At 40.5% G+C, this 14988-nt stretch carries 17 protein-coding genes and 1 pseudogene; 16 read left to right on the top strand and 2 right to left on the bottom strand.

Features of this window, described 5'->3' with window-relative positions; all coding sequences use genetic code 11:
- Positions 1-25: 25 nt before the first annotated feature.
- A complete protein-coding gene (locus tag D7V92_RS19985) occupies positions 26-868 on the bottom strand; it encodes an AraC family transcriptional regulator (RefSeq protein ID WP_121773629.1) in 843 nt (280 codons plus the stop codon).
- A 126-nt stretch (positions 869-994) separates the two neighbouring features.
- On the opposite strand from D7V92_RS19985, the gene D7V92_RS19980 reads away from it, so the two are divergent.
- From D7V92_RS19980 to D7V92_RS19905, 16 genes and pseudogenes are all read left to right on the top strand, one after another.
- Entirely contained in the window at positions 995-1594 is a 600-nt protein-coding gene (locus tag D7V92_RS19980) for a sugar O-acetyltransferase (RefSeq protein ID WP_025019232.1), read from the top strand.
- Positions 1595-1596: 2 nt separating this feature from the next.
- Positions 1597-2244 (top strand): HAD family hydrolase, encoded by a 648-nt coding sequence (locus D7V92_RS19975; protein WP_121773628.1) that lies wholly within the window; start codon positions 1597-1599, stop codon positions 2242-2244.
- Between the two features lie 48 nt (positions 2245-2292).
- Entirely contained in the window at positions 2293-2964 is a 672-nt protein-coding gene (locus tag D7V92_RS19970; protein WP_121773627.1) for a pyridoxamine 5'-phosphate oxidase family protein, read from the top strand.
- 85 nt (positions 2965-3049) lie between these two features.
- On the top strand, positions 3050-3655 hold the full coding sequence (locus D7V92_RS19965) for a hypothetical protein (protein ID WP_121773626.1): 606 nt from the start codon (positions 3050-3052) through the stop codon (positions 3653-3655).
- A 25-nt stretch (positions 3656-3680) separates the two neighbouring features.
- A complete protein-coding gene (locus D7V92_RS19960; protein WP_121773625.1) occupies positions 3681-4526 on the top strand; it encodes an RteC domain-containing protein in 846 nt (281 codons plus the stop codon).
- Positions 4527-4618: 92 nt separating this feature from the next.
- A complete protein-coding gene (locus D7V92_RS19955; RefSeq protein WP_121773624.1) occupies positions 4619-5203 on the top strand; it encodes a TetR/AcrR family transcriptional regulator in 585 nt (194 codons plus the stop codon).
- Between the two features lie 130 nt (positions 5204-5333).
- Positions 5334-6182: an ABC transporter ATP-binding protein gene (locus D7V92_RS19950; RefSeq protein WP_121773623.1), complete on the top strand. Its 849-nt coding sequence runs from the start codon at positions 5334-5336 to the stop codon at positions 6180-6182.
- Positions 6179-6841, top strand: a complete 663-nt coding sequence (locus D7V92_RS19945; protein ID WP_121773622.1) for an ABC transporter permease — start codon at positions 6179-6181, stop codon at positions 6839-6841. Before D7V92_RS19950 ends, D7V92_RS19945 begins: the two co-directional genes overlap by 4 nt.
- Positions 6842-6843: 2 nt before the next feature.
- On the top strand, positions 6844-7542 hold the full coding sequence (locus tag D7V92_RS19940) for a hypothetical protein (protein WP_121773621.1): 699 nt from the start codon (positions 6844-6846) through the stop codon (positions 7540-7542).
- A 262-nt stretch (positions 7543-7804) separates the two neighbouring features.
- Complete coding sequence (locus D7V92_RS19935; protein ID WP_121773620.1) at positions 7805-8578, top strand: class I SAM-dependent methyltransferase; 774 nt, start codon at positions 7805-7807, stop codon at positions 8576-8578.
- Between the two features lie 42 nt (positions 8579-8620).
- Positions 8621-9190: pseudogene (gene rsgA / locus D7V92_RS19930) on the top strand (ribosome small subunit-dependent GTPase A); the annotation flags it as partial.
- A 23-nt stretch (positions 9191-9213) separates the two neighbouring features.
- A complete protein-coding gene (locus tag D7V92_RS19925) occupies positions 9214-10059 on the top strand; it encodes an RteC domain-containing protein (protein ID WP_121773635.1) in 846 nt (281 codons plus the stop codon).
- 217 nt (positions 10060-10276) lie between these two features.
- On the top strand, positions 10277-10636 hold the full coding sequence (locus D7V92_RS19920; RefSeq protein ID WP_044270597.1) for a helix-turn-helix domain-containing protein: 360 nt from the start codon (positions 10277-10279) through the stop codon (positions 10634-10636).
- Positions 10599-12644, top strand: a complete 2046-nt coding sequence (locus D7V92_RS19915; protein WP_121773618.1) for an AAA family ATPase — start codon at positions 10599-10601, stop codon at positions 12642-12644. Before D7V92_RS19920 ends, D7V92_RS19915 begins: the two co-directional genes overlap by 38 nt.
- A gap of 12 nt (positions 12645-12656) precedes the next feature.
- Positions 12657-12935, top strand: coding sequence for a helix-turn-helix domain-containing protein (locus D7V92_RS19910; RefSeq protein WP_121773617.1), 279 nt, complete (start codon positions 12657-12659; stop codon positions 12933-12935).
- Positions 12936-13329: 394 nt separating this feature from the next.
- Positions 13330-13848 carry a dihydrofolate reductase family protein gene (locus D7V92_RS19905; RefSeq protein WP_121773616.1) on the top strand — a complete coding sequence of 173 codons (519 nt, stop codon included), beginning with the start codon at positions 13330-13332 and terminating at the stop codon, positions 13846-13848.
- 96 nt (positions 13849-13944) lie between these two features.
- Here the strand turns inward: D7V92_RS19905 and D7V92_RS19900 are convergent.
- Positions 13945-14988: type IA DNA topoisomerase (locus tag D7V92_RS19900; protein WP_199718927.1), on the bottom strand; the 1044-nt coding region annotated here is incomplete at its 5' end.

The following is a 14988-nucleotide window of genomic DNA, read 5'->3' as shown; positions in this document are numbered from 1 at the left end:
CTGTCTTGTACTTAGAAAAATAGCTTTATGACTTTCGATATTTCTTTCTAAAATCAGTAGGATTGCAATCTTTGTATTTCTTGAATAGTCTATTCAAATGGCTTTCATCCGTAAAGCCCAATTCCTCTACTATTTCGTTAATCCTCATTTCGCTGTGCAAAAGCCGACTTTCTACCATTTTCATTTTATAGTCTAAGATATATTGCTGCATGGTTTCATTAGTCTGCTTTTTGAAGTATTTCCCAAGATAATTAGGAGAAATGCCAAAATGTTGACTTATAGCTTTGGCTTTTATTTTTTCGGGATAACAAATGTTGGACTGAATGTATTGCAAGATATTCAGTGACTTTTCTTCTGAGTTCTCATCTATCTGTTCGGGTAAGAACATGGCAATGTTACGAGCGACAACTATAACAATCGTATTGATTAACTGCGTGATAATTTCACTGCTGTATATGTTTCTATTCACATATTCACGGATAATCGCTTCTATCATAGGTTTAACCAGCAATTTGTCAGTTTGATTGCGCAAGATGCAACCGGGACGGTGATTAGCGTGTTGCAGTATAAATTCTAACCGTTGTATGTTTTCTGCTCCAAAAACAGCCGAATGAATGTAGATGTCATTGAATTTTATATATACAAACTTTGTGGTAGTGTGAATGTCGAAAGAATGTATATCTCCGGGGGTAATCATGAAAAGATGTCCGTCATGGTACGGAAATTTATTGTTGTTTATCCATTGAATACCTGTTCCCGATAGAATATACACCAGTTCAAAAAAGGTGTGGTCGTGTTCCTTTAATTGTGATTCGTCCAGTTCACTGAAACAGATTTCAAACGGTTGATGTAGATTTTCCCTTTTCATTTTATCTATTCTGCTATTTAGGCGTAAAGGTACAAATAAATAGAAAAATAATACATATATTTACGCATGAATGTGTATAACTTTGCCATAAATAAAATAAAGTAGTAACTTTTATCATGATTGGGTATGAAAACGGAATTAGAAAAGTGCTTATCAGGTGAATGGTACGATTGCCATGCCCCTGTGTTTAGGGAGTTCAAACGAAGAACACATGAATTATTGTTGAAATACAATTCTTTGCCGTATGAATGTAAGGAAGAAAAGTATGCGATATTAAAAGAAATGTTTGAAAGCATTGGCAAGAAAGTTTCAGTGGGACATTCTTTTATATGCGACTATGGTTGCAATATCAGCATAGGCAATAATGTCAGTATAAATACTGGATGCACTTTTGTGGATTGCAACAAAATCATCATAGGCAATAATGTGTTGATAGCTCCCAATGTGCAAATCTATACGGCTACTCACCCTATTGAACTGAATGAGCGATTAACACCGATAGAAGCAGAAAACGGAATAGAATATATCCGTCACACGTATGCCCTGCCTGTTACCATTGAGGACGGTTGTTGGATTGGCGGTAGTGTCATTATCCTGCCGGGGGTTACTATCGGTCGGGGAAGCGTTATTGGAGCGGGAAGTGTTGTCACCAAATCCATTCCGGCAAACAGCCTTGCCGTAGGAAATCCATGTAAAGTAATTCGGGAAATCAATACTTCCATATAGCCATGATTAAATTAGTCGCTTTCGATTTAGACGGCACGATAGGCAATACCTTGCCGATGTGCATACAGGCTTTCAAAAAAGCCACACAACCATATATCAGACATGAATTGTCGGACAAAGAAGTGGTTCATACTTTTGGTCTGAATGAAGAAGGCATGATTGGGTGTGTCGTTGATAAACCCTATCGGCAACAGGCATTACATAATTTTTATGTGATTTATAAGGAACTGCATCAGGAAATGTGTCCGACACCTTTTGAGGGAATACGTGAGTTGATAGCCTTGTTAAAGCAAAAGGATATCATTGTGGTGCTTATAACTGGAAAAGGGATAAACAGTTGTGATATAACGCTAAAGCAATTCAAGATGAAGATTTGTTTTGCAAAGGTCATTACGGGAAACGCTGAAAGGAACATCAAGTCGGAAGCATTGAAAGAACTCTTGCATGATTATCATTTGGCTGCAAATGAAATTGTATATGTCGGGGATGCGCTTTCAGATATAACGGAGTGCAGGAAAGCCAATGTGATGTGCCTGTCTGCCGCTTGGAGTATTCCGCAAAATGAAGTGACAGCCTTAGAAAGCAGTAACCCTAAAAATGTGTTTTATTCGATACCGTCCTTATCCGAATACCTTAATGCGAGAACGTGATTGTCTAATTTACAGTTAATTTTACCAACCCAATTAAAACAGAACAGTATGAAACAGAGAATTTGCCAAAGTTGTGGTATGTCTATGCCCACTGATGATTTGTTAGGAACTCATGGTAACGGATGTTTGTGTACCGAATATTGCTGCCACTGCTTCCAAAAAGGATTTTTCACCAACCACTCATTGGAGAAACAAATCGAACTGAATACCCAACCTGAAAGTCTGGCAGCATTTAACAAAGAATCGGGATGCAATTTTACCAAAGAAGAAGCTATCGAAGGACTGCGCAAGTTCCTGCCTACGCTCAAACGCTGGATGCCTATCCGGCAGCAGGCAGAATGGGTGCTTGAACAATGCGGCTACATCACACTTTCCACTATCAGTGAAAATGGTTATCCCCGCCCGGTAGCTATCGACCTATTGCGCCATACCGGTATATCAACTTTATGGATGACAACAGCCTTATCCACAGAAAAGGTAAAACATATCAGACAAAATTCAAAAGCCGGGGTTTGCTTTGTTCACGAAGCAGACAGTGTTACTCTAACCGGAAAAATAGAAATACTTACTGATACGGAAACCCGTCAGACCTTTTGGCAAGACTATATGCTGCACTATTTCCCGCAAGGTGTAAACGACCCGGATTATTGCATTCTTTGTTTCCATACGGAAGAAGCAGTCTTGTGGATAGACAGGAAATTTGAGCGCATCGTGTTATAATATAACCCAATACTCCCGATAAAACCAACACGGAAGAATTGGTAACAGAAATTTATTTACCTATTGAAGCAAAACAAAAGATAAAATGAAAAACGAAATAATTCAATTTTTAAGAGAGAATATCATTGGCAAAACATTGCTTACTGGTGCAGTTTATAAATTAGAGAACGGAAACTTGGAAGGCGTGTATAGCGACAAAATGACATTCTCAAATTTGGTGACAACAGAAAACGGCTTTAAGTTCAATATGACAACTGTCACCCAAGAACTGGTTTACAATTTGGATGCTAAAGGAGCAAGAACCACCATAGCCAAAGATTACACAGGAACAAGTGTGTTTTGTTATGAATTGGCAATGCGGAAAAGCACAAAGCAAATTACAGGTTATATGCGTTGTGTTTCAACAACAGTTCAAGATTCCACAATGGAAGCTGTAGTTTGTGGGATATTTGATGTGACTTTTGACGGGAAAGAATTAAAATGGCAAGAAAATCAGCTGCTATATAGAGATAATCCCATAGGAGAAGATAAATATAAACCTGTCGCCTTTCACTCCAAAGTTCGTTTTTATCTTGATAACGGGAAAGTCATATTTGAATATTTGCCAACGCTTTGGGATATATCCCCTGACACATTGGAAAAAAGATTGTCTAAAGACGATTATCCTCCTTATATATCAAAAGAACAGTGATTGAATGAACTGAACTACTTATACAATGAAAGAAGAAGTAGATAAGATATTAGAGCAAATAGAGGTTGATATATCAGAAATCGACCTCTACGGCTATGATATTATCGATACTTCTTTGTCAATGGTACATCGACTACAGACGGTTCTTAATGATTTGAGAATTAAAGTTCAAAACTATATATTTTTAACCAAAGAGGATGAAATACTATTCTTTAAGACACAGAAACCGGAAATACTTGCCCGGTTATTATTCTTTTACAAGATTTATCGAATAGAAACACAATGCCCCAATGGTAGTGATGAAGCGATTAGAAATTACATCAATCGGGAACTGGATAATCTGACCTATTTCTTCAATCGCAATTTGGACTTTTACCAATATTACCGTTCACATTCCACTGTGTACGATGAATATTACTTTGTACGTGGGAAAGCTGATTTGCGGTTATGTACTGATAGCGCACAGTTTGACAAAGACCCTAATTTCTCAACCGGATATGATTATAAAGTGGCAAAGATTATCGCCAATGAAATGCTACGCATCTATCTGAATAAACGACTGGTGAAACTGGGAACTAATAATCAGATAGAAGACAATTTACAGAAATGCTTCAAATATCCGTTCCGCTTTACAGGCAAAAAGGCATATCTTATCGAACTGGGATATTCGCTTGTGTCTTCGGGCGACATAAACAATGGCAATGTGGAGATAAAAGAAATGATGAATTTCCTTAGCACGATATTCAATATTGATTTAGGGGATTATTACGCTTCATACATAGCCATGAAAAAGAGAAAAGACCGGACGGCTTATCTTCATCATCTGATAGAAAGCCTTGTTGAGCGGATGAATGAGGATGATATGAAATAACTTTCTGAGAAAAATAAACCAATATTTCTTTGTCAATTCAAAAATAACGTGTATGTTTGCAGTGACCAATAATAATAAAATAGTCACACGGTATGGCAAAAGCATTTGATGACAACGAAAGAAAGTTTATAAAGGATAAACTCAAAGAAGGAGCTTTACTATTTATCCAGCAACAAGGAGTACGTAAAACTTCTGTAGATGAGCTTGTTAAATATGCCAATATTTCTAAAGGTGCATTTTACCTGTTCTATACATCGAAAGAACTTCTTTTTTTCGATACGATAATAGACTATCATAAGAAATTGGAAAAAGAATTTCTGAATGCCATAAATAAGCATACCGATAATATTACGGTTGATACATTGACAGATATTATATCTGACTTGCTAATCAACAACAAGCCATACTTTGTATCTGTCTTTGTGAATAGTGACGTGGAATATCTAAGCAGAAAGCTCCCTCAAGAAGTACTTTCAAAACATGTGGATGATGATGTCATGTTGGCAAACGAACTGTTAAAATTTATTCCAGAAAATAAATCAATTGACACAAAGGTATTTGCAGGGGCTTTAAGAGCCGCATTCTTGACTATTCTAAACGAGAAAACAATTGGAACAGATATTTACAATGAAGTTTTCAAGTTTATGGTTAGGGGGATAGTACAGCAACTATTTTAAAGACTAATCCAACACAGACAAGATTGTATAATATCAACTGACTATGTGCAAATATGCACATAGCGATGCTCTGAATTTACAATATGACCGTATAAATAATTTTAGTCATATAATATAAAACTGGAAAATTATGATTACAGTAAAAAACTTATCGTTTAGTTATTCTCAACTACCATTTATTGAGAATATGAACTTTCAAGTAAGAAGCGGAGAAATATTTGGCTTCTTAGGACCTTCTGGTGCAGGGAAAAGCACTCTTCAAAAGGTATTAATAGGTATGCTCCCTAAATATAAGGGGAGTGTTTCTGTTAATAATAATGAGGTTAGAAATAAGTCTAATCATTTCTATGAGAGTATTGGTGTCGATTTTGAATTTCCTAGTTTTTATGAGAAATTCACCGCATTGGAGAACTTGAAATTCTTTGGTTCTTTATATGACAGTAAACTTATTCCTGCCGAACAATTATTAGAAATGGTCGGACTGTCACAACATGCCAACAAGAAAGTGGCAGGTTTTTCTAAAGGCATGAAGTCCAGATTGAACTTTGCCCGGTCAATCATTCATCAGCCCAAAGTGTTATTTTTGGATGAGCCAACATCAGGTTTAGACCCCTCAAACTCCCAAGTGATGAAAAACATTATTCGTGAGCTTAAAAATAAAGGAGTGACAATCATTCTGACTACTCACAATATGCACGATGCGACCGAACTTTGTGACCGTGTGGCATTTATTGTTGACGGTAACATTAAAGCTATGGACACTCCTCATAATCTTATCATGTCGAGGCGTTATAATGAAGTGACATATTCATATTTGGAGAATCAACAAGAATTGAATACTACAATCGCACTTGACAAAATAAGTACAGACAAAAAACTGCAATCTCTGATTCAAGCTAATGCTTTGTTATCAATACATAGCAATGAGCCGACATTAGACAATATATTTTCAGAAATAACAGGGAGGAAATTACTATGAAACTTAAAGGTTTAATACTAGGCGATATTCGGCAACAATACAAATATGGTTTTTATGCCCTATATACGTTATTTACACTGGTGTATATTACAGTGTTGCGTATTCTTCCTATGCCATGGAAAGAACTATGCACAACTACCCTTATATTTTCAGACCCCGTACTGATTGGATTAATGTTTATGGGAGCAATCATATTATTCGAGAAAAGCGAAAAAGTAATGCAGGCATTAGCTGTTTCGCCTATATCGGTACACGCATACATTTTGTCAAAGGTAATTTCTATCGGGCTGATTTCTTTGCTAAGTGGAGTTCTCATCGCATTATTCTCTGGCATGGAACATTTTTACATACACCTTGTTACTGGAATTATGTTAGGTTCAGCATTATTTACACTGGTTGGAATATCACTTTCCGCTTTCATTTCAACCATGAATAACTTTATGCTGATTATGATTCCCACTTTAATAATATCCGTAGCTCCCATATCTGTTTATACAATGGGCTACAAATCGGGAGTTATGCTTTTACATCCAAGTATAAGCCTTATAGAACTTATGTCTGGAAATATCAGTGTCATGTCTCTAATGGCAATAATCATTTGGTGCATTGCGATGTATATTTTTTCTTGTCTGTCAGTAAAAAAAATGATGACGATATAATTATGAATCAGAATATTATTTCCTTCAAGATGTTTATCAGAAACATATTCTCAGATGGTATGTTATCTGCAATAATATGTATTCCGTTGCTATTAGCGGCAATATATAGGTTTGTTTTCCCCTTGATTGTACAGCATTATCCGATGCTAAAGGATTTCAATCTGTATTATCCGATATTGGATTTATTCCTTGCAATTATGTGTCCTTACATGATTTGCTTCGCTTCGGTCTTAGAGGTATTGGATGAAACAGATATGAAAATCAACAGGTATATCACAATCACCCCACTTGGAAAGAAGGGTTATCTTATATCAAGATTGATTATTCCTGTTTTATTTGCAGCTATTGTTTCTTTCGTGCTGCTTTCTTTCTGTTCCGTATCAGATATGTCAGTATGGACTACATTTATCATATCCATATTGGCTACAATACTAAGCGTTGTGGCTGCTATGATTATTTTGGCATACGCAGGGAATAAAGTGGAAGGCATGGCGCTTGCCAAAGTATCTGCTTTGGTTATGGTGGGATTAATAATACCTTTTGTCATTACAGATAGTACCCAATATGTATTTGCATTTCTCCCCTCTTTTTGGATAGCCAAGTTTCTGATAAGCAACAACTATTGGTTTATTCTACCAGCTATCTTTCTTTCCGGAGGGCTGATTTGTATATTATATAATAGGTATAGCACAAAAATATGAGATATTTGCTTTTCTGTATCACTAAATTCAAAGCTGAATTTGCATGGCATAAAATAATTCACTATCTTTGCCCGTATGAAAAAAGCAAACCAATCGGATATTGTGTTGTAAGCAATCTACATTTCTAATGTAGATTGTTCTTTACGTTTACTCTCGGATAATTCTTTTCGGGAAGTATTTTCGTGTACTTATATTATAATTTTAATCTGCGTATAGGTAAGGCATTATTATGTTTTCCCTGTATGCAATATATACAATGAAAATGAATAACGATAACAACGCAATTTACGGATTTGATGTAAATTTAATTTGTGAATTTTTTCTTAATACAAAACGGCAAGGTCCGGGAAGTCCTGATGTTACATTAAAGGCTTTAAGTTTCATTGATAACCTGAGTGATACTGCGCAGATTGCAGACATTGGTTGTGGAACGGGAGGTCAAACTATGGTTTTGGCACAAAATGTATCAGGAACTATTACAGGACTTGATTTCTTTTCAGGGTTTATTGACAAGTTTAATCTTGATGCCTTAAAGCTGAATTTGCAAAACAGAGTGAAGGGAATTGTCGGCTCAATGGACAATCTGCCTTTTGAAAAAGAATCTTTAGACTTGATATGGTCGGAAGGTGCTATTTATAATATCGGCTTTGAGAGAGGTATAAATGAATGGCGTGATTATTTGAAATCTGGTGGGTATATTGCGGTTTCGGAAAGCTCATGGTTTACAGAAGAGCGTCCGGCTGAAATACACGATTTTTGGATGCAGGGGTATCAAGAGATAGATACAATTCCTGTCAAAGTCGCACAAATGCAGAGGGCTGGCTATCTCCCGGTTGCTTCATTTGTATTGCCGGAAAAATGCTGGACGGAACATTACTATCAGCCTTTGATTGAAGCCCGTAAACTAATGCTGGAAAAATATCCCCATAATGAAACCGTAAAGAAACTCATAGAGTTTCAGCATCTTGAAGAAGCCTTGTATAATAAGTATAAGGGCTTTTATGGCTACGTATTTTATATCGGAAAGAAAATCTAAAATTAAGAAACAATGATTGATTTGCAATTATATGGTTGGAATGAAGTCCTGTTGAAGCATCAGATGCCTATACTTAAAACAAGCATACACCAGCCTGTTTCGATACAACGGCTACGAGAATGTATAGCACGAAACGAAACGGTGGTCTTTATCGGCTCTTCCGGTGTTGGAAAAAGTTCTTTAATAAATAGACTTTGCAACAAATCTGTACTGAGTACATCAGAGATTAGTTCTTCCACACAGAAAGGACGGCATACCTCAACCCGCCGGGAAATGGTTTTATTGGATGATTGGGGCGTTCTAATAGATACTCCGGGCTTTCGAGAGTTTGGGTTAGCCATTCACAATTCCGATTTACTGTTGGAGCCTATGAAAATCTCGGATTTTGCGAAAGAATGTCGTTTCAGTAATTGCAGCCATACGGTAGAAGCTGGATGTGCTGTCTTGGAAGCTGTAAACAAAGGCTTACTGGATAAAGAAGTTTATAACAGCTATTTGAAGCTAAGAAGAGAAATATCCCATTATTCGGCTTCGGAACACGAGAAACGGAAAAAAGATAAGAATTTATCCAAAATGGTAGATGAAGCGAAAAAGTATGGAACAAAATTCTAAATTCCAATTTGATGGAACGCTGTATAAAAGAAATTGTAGAAGATATACTGCTTCAAATCAATGCTGAAATAGAATCGGTGGAATTGGATAATGAAATAGAACTTGATGATGCGTTACGTATCATCAAGTTCATTCAACCAATGTTCAATCAACTTAGGGAATATGTAATGAATTATGTGTTTCCTTCGATTTCTGCTGAAATACACTTTTTCAAGGAACAAAAGCCTAAAATTCTTAGTCGGCTATTATACTTCTATAAAGTATATCGCATTGAAATGCAATTTCCGAATGGCAGTAATGAAGTCGCAAGAAAATATCTTTGTAATGAGTTGGATAGTTTAACGTATTTCTTCAATCGTAATTTGGACTTTTACCAATACTACCGTTCCAATTCTACGATATATGATGAATACTATTTCGTTCGTGGAAAAGTCGATTTGCGTTTATGCACCGATAGCGCACAATTCGATAAAGACCCGAATTTTTCAACCGGATATGACTATAAGGTGGCTAAAATTATAACCAATGAAATGCTGCGTATCTATTTGAACAAAAGGCTGATGAAACTTGAAAACAACAATCAGATAGAAGATAACCCGCAAAGGCATCTGAAATATCCTTTCCGCTTTACGGGCAAAAAGGTCTTTTTGATAGAACTGGGTTATGCCCTCGTCTCTTCGGGTGACATCAATAATGGCAATGTAGAGATAAAGGAGATGATGAAGTTTCTTGGTATGGTGTTTCAAGTCGATTTGGGCGATTACTATGCTTCCTACATAGCCATGAAAGAGAGAAAAGACCGGACGGCATATCTTCATCGTCTTATAGATAGTCTGATTAAACGGATGAATGAGGATGATATGAAATAATCCTCTGTATCACAATGTAAAGAAGTACCATGTTCACCCCAATATGGTACTTCTTTTTTTGTAGGTAGTTTTATTGACAAAATGCCGTTATTCAATGGGATTATCCGTTATTTCACCCGATTTTTCCCTTAAAAAAAATAATACCATGATAGGTATAACCATGACTTTTAGGTTATTCCTTATTCCGAACTTTGCAGCAAATCAATAAGTTAGCAATATGGAAATTATAACATTCGAGTCCAAAGCCTACAAGGAACTGGACAATAAGATTACCGCCATTGCAAACTTCATCTTCAACCAGTTGGACGAGAGCAGGACGAATGAGGATGAAATTTGGGTGGATAGTTACGAGGTTTGCACCTTTCTTCAAATCAGCGACCGTACCCTGCAACGCTTACGGGCTAATGGGACGATTGCCTATTCCAATATTGGAGGGCGTTGTTATTATAAGATAGGCGAGTTAAAACGCCTGTTGGAAGAACGGCTGATAAAAAGCAATGATGAATGTATGCGGAATTTAGTAGCAAATCACGAGGCTTATGTTAAAGAAAGAAGAAATTCTAAGCAGGACAAATAGCGGATTGTCCGTGTTCAAGCACTATCTACCCGGCAACTGGCGCATAGGTCGTAATTTTCTTAATCCGTTTTATCAGGATAAGAAAGCATCGTGTAACATCTACTTCGACCGCCATAGCGGTATGTACAAGATGAAAGATTTCGGCAACGACAATTATAGCGGCGACTGCTTTTTCTTCGTGGGGCAGCTAAAGGGGCTGGACTGCAATCGGGCAGCTGACTTCGTGGAGATACTGGAGATTATCGACCGGGATTTGGGATTGGGGCTGGCTTCCGGCACTCCTGTTTCCATTCCTACGGCAAGCGTCCGCCGGACGGTATCGGATAAAACCGAAGAAGCACCCGAAAAGTCCGTCAAGCCCTACCAGTTCCGGGAACAGAAATTCCCGCTTGCCGAACTGGTGTACTGGCAGCAGTACGGCATCACGCCCGAACTGTTGGAGCATTACAAGGTCTGCTCGCTCCGGGAATACCATAGTGAAACGGCAGAGGGGAAACCATACACCTATGTTTCATCGGTGACAGAACCCATGTACGGCTACAAGGGCAAACAGTATATCAAGCTGTACCGCCCGTTCTCCACGCCCCGCTTCCTCTATGGTGGCAGCTTCGGCGAAAACTACTGCTTCGGGCTGGAGCAACTGCCCGCCAAAGGCGACACGCTATTCATCACGGGCGGCGAGAAAGACGTGCTTTCGCTGGCGGCGCACGGCTTCCACGCTATCTGTTTCAACAGCGAAACGGTGACGATACCGCCAACGCTGGTTTATCGGCTGACGTTCCGCTTCAAGCATATCGTCCTGCTTTTCGATATGGATAAGACGGGCAGGGAAAGTTCATGCAGGCAGGAAAAGCTACTGGAAGAATTTGGCGTGAAACGCCTGCTGCTTCCGCTTCCGGGAACGAAAGAGGAAAAGGACATTTCCGACTACTTCAAAGCCGGGAACACCCGTGAAGATTTCCTGAAACTGTTTATCGAATTTTTAGACAACCTATATAGCGACACATTGATTATGCTAAAATCGTGCGAGATAGATTTCAACAACCCGCCCGCCAAAGCACAGGTGATTATTTCGGCGGGCGATGTTCCATTGGGAACACAAGGCAACCTGTTCGGCATCACCGGAGGCGAGGGAACGGGAAAGAGCAATTATGTAGCCGCAATCGTGGCGGGCTGCATCTGTCCGACTGGTGCGGAAGTAGATACGCTGGGAATACAGATAACCGCCAACGGCAGGCACAAGGCGGTCTTGCTCTATGACACCGAACAGTCGGAAGTGCAACTGTTCAAGAACGTAAGCAACTTGCTGGCACGTGCCAAGCAGCCGGACAAGCCGGACGAAATGAAAGCGTTCTGCCTGACGGGTATGTCACGCAAGGAGCGTTTACACGCCATAGTGCAAAGCATGGATAAGTTCTATTACCAGTACGGCGGCATCCAGTTGGTCGTCATTGACGGCATCGCCGACCTTGTAAAGAGTGCCAACGATGAAGCGGAAAGCGTGGCGGTGATAGATGAACTTTACCGACTGGCAGGCATCTATAACACATGTATTCTTTGCGTGTTGCACTTTGTCCCTAACGGATTAAAGTTACGTGGGCATTTGGGCAGTGAACTGCAACGCAAGGCGGCTACTATCTTGTCAATAGAGAAAGACGAAGAACCCACGCAATCGGTGGTGAAAGCCCTGAAAGTGCGTGACGGTAGCCCGCTGGACGTGCCGCTGATGCTCTTTGCGTGGGACAAGGAAGCCGGGATGCACGTGTACAAGGGAGAAAAGCCCCGTGAGGAAAAGGAGAAGCGCAAGGAAAGGGAACTGGTAAATGTAGCCCGTGACATCTTCGGGCGACAGACACATATCACCTACATAGACCTTTGCGAACAGTTACAGCAGGTCTTGGACGTAAAAGAGCGTACCGCAAAGAGTTATATCCGCTTCATGCGTGAACGGGACATTATCGTTAAAGACCCGGCAAACCAAAGCTATTTTATGATAGGTCTTATTTAATCCGACAACATTATGTATATAGATAAAGAAAACTTTGTGGCATGGATGGAGCGTATCATGGACAGGTTCGATATGCAGGAAAGGAAGATAGACCGCCTGTTAAGCGAACATAATTACCTGAACGGTGAAAAGCTGCTTGACAATCAGGATTTGTGCTTTATGCTGAAAGTAAGCACCAAGACCTTGCAGCGTTACCGCAAGAAAGGAATACTGCCTTACTTAACATTAGACGGAAAATATTTCTACCGTGCAAGCGACATACACAAGTTAATCCGTGAACACACGGATTGAGTGATAATCAATATCATATATTTTCTTCTTTAAATCCTGTCTTGTTATGATAATAAGGCAGGATTTCTATTATTTATAAGGTTATTCCGGTGATTTTCGCTACTTTTGCAAAAGTAACTTAAGAGAATAACGGCGGTTGAACAGTTTCGGCTGTAATATCGTCATTATATATAACATATACGTTCGCCGAACGTCCCGATGCGAAAACTGGCACTTTTCAAAATGTGGGGATATTCAGCGCAGGATATGCTATGTTTTGTCATAGCGTGGTCTTGCCTGTTTCCACATTTGGGTATGCCAGTACCTCGCATTGAAGCAGTGTAAGGTCACGCTTCTTTTTTGATGCTGGCGGACAGTTGAATACGGATTAGTAAACTGTTTAATACCTGATAAAATGAAACAAATTAAAGCGCACATCGCCGTATCTCTTGACGGACATACAGCCACCTTAGACAAGGAACTGGATTGGTTACCCAACGAAGTAAAAACTATCGTTGGCAAATACTATTTGGATGCTGATTGCCTGCTTATGGGGGCGAACACTTACAACTACATCTTTGAACACTGGGGCGGGTGGCCACACAAAAGCAAGCGGTCTTTTGTGGTGTCACACTACGACACCAACGTAACGCCGGATTGCGGCGTGGAGTTCCTGACCGAAGAACCGCTGCAAAGGGTCTATGAACTGAAACAGAAAACCGACATACTGGTAGTTGGCGGCGGCAAGATACTTACTTCATTGATTAAAGCCGGACTGCTGGACAGCCTGACAATCTACACCGTTCCGGTCATGGCGGGCAAAGGCATCGGCTTTATCGGGGAAACATTCGGCTCGCTGTGGAAACTTTTGGAAAGCAGGGTGCTGGATAACGGGGTGGTCTGTTCGACCTACTTGTTTGGCGGGAGCGTATAAAAAATGCGCCCGGTTCCCGCCGGGCGCAACCACTAAAATTTCAATTATTATAAGTTGCAAAACCTATCACAATGAAATTTCAGCGGCAAAGATAGGCTATTTCTTCGGTTTCGCTTTCTTTTCGGGGAATGAAAAACCGACATTGAACTGTTCGTCCAGCACAAGCGAAGCATCGAAAGCCTTGCCGTTCTTGCCCTTGAGGCCCTTGATTATCCCGGTCTTGCGTTTCGTCACCAGCTCGACAATCTGCTTGTCGGAAAGCTGCTTGTCGCACTTGTTGCGGAATATGGTAAGCGTGCAGTCCACGTTGGAACACTTCGCCACTTTCGGGTAGAACAGGATGCGCCCGCTACCGCATTTCGGGCAGGGGCAGGTTTCACCAGTAGCGACAGATAACTGTACCGATAGCAATTCCGCCGTGATTTGGGTGGCGTACACCTCGATGCCCTTTCGGAACGTGTCGGCATCCATGCTGCCCGCTTCTATCTTGGAAAGAGCGGTTTCCCACATACCCGTCATTTCGACATCGGCAATCTTCTTGTCCTTGACTATCTTGTAAACGGCAATCCCCTTGTCGGTAGGCACAAGGTTCTTCTTCTCACGCACGATGTACTGGCGGGCGAACAGCGTTTCGATAATCGCCGCACGGGTGGCGGGCGTGCCTATCCCGGCATCTTTCAGGCTGGCTTTCAGCTCGGCATCTTCCAGTTCCTTTCCGGCGTTCTCCATTGCGGCAAGCAGGCTACTTTCCGTGTGCAGCGGTTTCGGCTTGGTCTGCTTTTCGAGCAGATCCACGCCGGAGAGTGGCAAATATTCTCCCTCTTGAAGCGGCGGCAGGCTGGCGGCTTCTTCGTCCCCGCCCGTTTCCTGCTCGCCGAACACGGCACGCCACCCGGTTACTTTCATCACAGACCCTTTCACCGTGAAGTCGGTATCTCCAGCCGACAATATGGCGGTGGTAACGTCTTTCACGCACTTGCCCGAAAAGGCTTCCAGCATACGCCCGGCTACCAGCTCGTAAACCGCCCGTTCGTCTTTGGAGAGTTCGCCGGGCAGGTTCTCGGTAATGATTAAGGCGTGGTGGTCGGTCACTTTGCCGTCATTCACGCTGCGGCGGTTCAGGGGTGTGCCGTCCAGCCC

The sequence above is a fragment of the Parabacteroides sp. CH2-D42-20 genome (assembly GCF_003670185.1).
Taxonomy (GTDB): domain Bacteria; phylum Bacteroidota; class Bacteroidia; order Bacteroidales; family Tannerellaceae; genus Parabacteroides; species Parabacteroides distasonis.
This window is presented reverse-complemented; position numbering and strand designations above follow the sequence as displayed.

Excerpts from the sequence above, each read along its gene's own strand:
- D7V92_RS19985 (WP_121773629.1), bottom strand. The coding sequence starts at position 868 with ATGAAAAGGGAAAATCTACATCAACCGTTTGAAATCTGTTTCAGTGAA.
- D7V92_RS19980 (WP_025019232.1), top strand. The coding sequence starts at position 995 with ATGAAAACGGAATTAGAAAAGTGCTTATCAGGTGAATGGTACGATTGC.
- D7V92_RS19975 (WP_121773628.1), top strand. The coding sequence starts at position 1,597 with ATGATTAAATTAGTCGCTTTCGATTTAGACGGCACGATAGGCAATACC.
- D7V92_RS19970 (WP_121773627.1), top strand. The coding sequence starts at position 2,293 with ATGAAACAGAGAATTTGCCAAAGTTGTGGTATGTCTATGCCCACTGAT.
- D7V92_RS19965 (WP_121773626.1), top strand. The coding sequence starts at position 3,050 with ATGAAAAACGAAATAATTCAATTTTTAAGAGAGAATATCATTGGCAAA.
- D7V92_RS19960 (WP_121773625.1), top strand. The coding sequence starts at position 3,681 with ATGAAAGAAGAAGTAGATAAGATATTAGAGCAAATAGAGGTTGATATA.
- D7V92_RS19955 (WP_121773624.1), top strand. The coding sequence starts at position 4,619 with ATGGCAAAAGCATTTGATGACAACGAAAGAAAGTTTATAAAGGATAAA.
- D7V92_RS19950 (WP_121773623.1), top strand. The coding sequence starts at position 5,334 with ATGATTACAGTAAAAAACTTATCGTTTAGTTATTCTCAACTACCATTT.
- D7V92_RS19945 (WP_121773622.1), top strand. The coding sequence starts at position 6,179 with ATGAAACTTAAAGGTTTAATACTAGGCGATATTCGGCAACAATACAAA.
- D7V92_RS19940 (WP_121773621.1), top strand. The coding sequence starts at position 6,844 with ATGAATCAGAATATTATTTCCTTCAAGATGTTTATCAGAAACATATTC.
- D7V92_RS19935 (WP_121773620.1), top strand. The coding sequence starts at position 7,805 with ATGAATAACGATAACAACGCAATTTACGGATTTGATGTAAATTTAATT.
- D7V92_RS19920 (WP_044270597.1), top strand. The coding sequence starts at position 10,277 with ATGGAAATTATAACATTCGAGTCCAAAGCCTACAAGGAACTGGACAAT.
- D7V92_RS19915 (WP_121773618.1), top strand. The coding sequence starts at position 10,599 with ATGTTAAAGAAAGAAGAAATTCTAAGCAGGACAAATAGCGGATTGTCC.
- D7V92_RS19910 (WP_121773617.1), top strand. The coding sequence starts at position 12,657 with ATGTATATAGATAAAGAAAACTTTGTGGCATGGATGGAGCGTATCATG.
- D7V92_RS19905 (WP_121773616.1), top strand. The coding sequence starts at position 13,330 with ATGAAACAAATTAAAGCGCACATCGCCGTATCTCTTGACGGACATACA.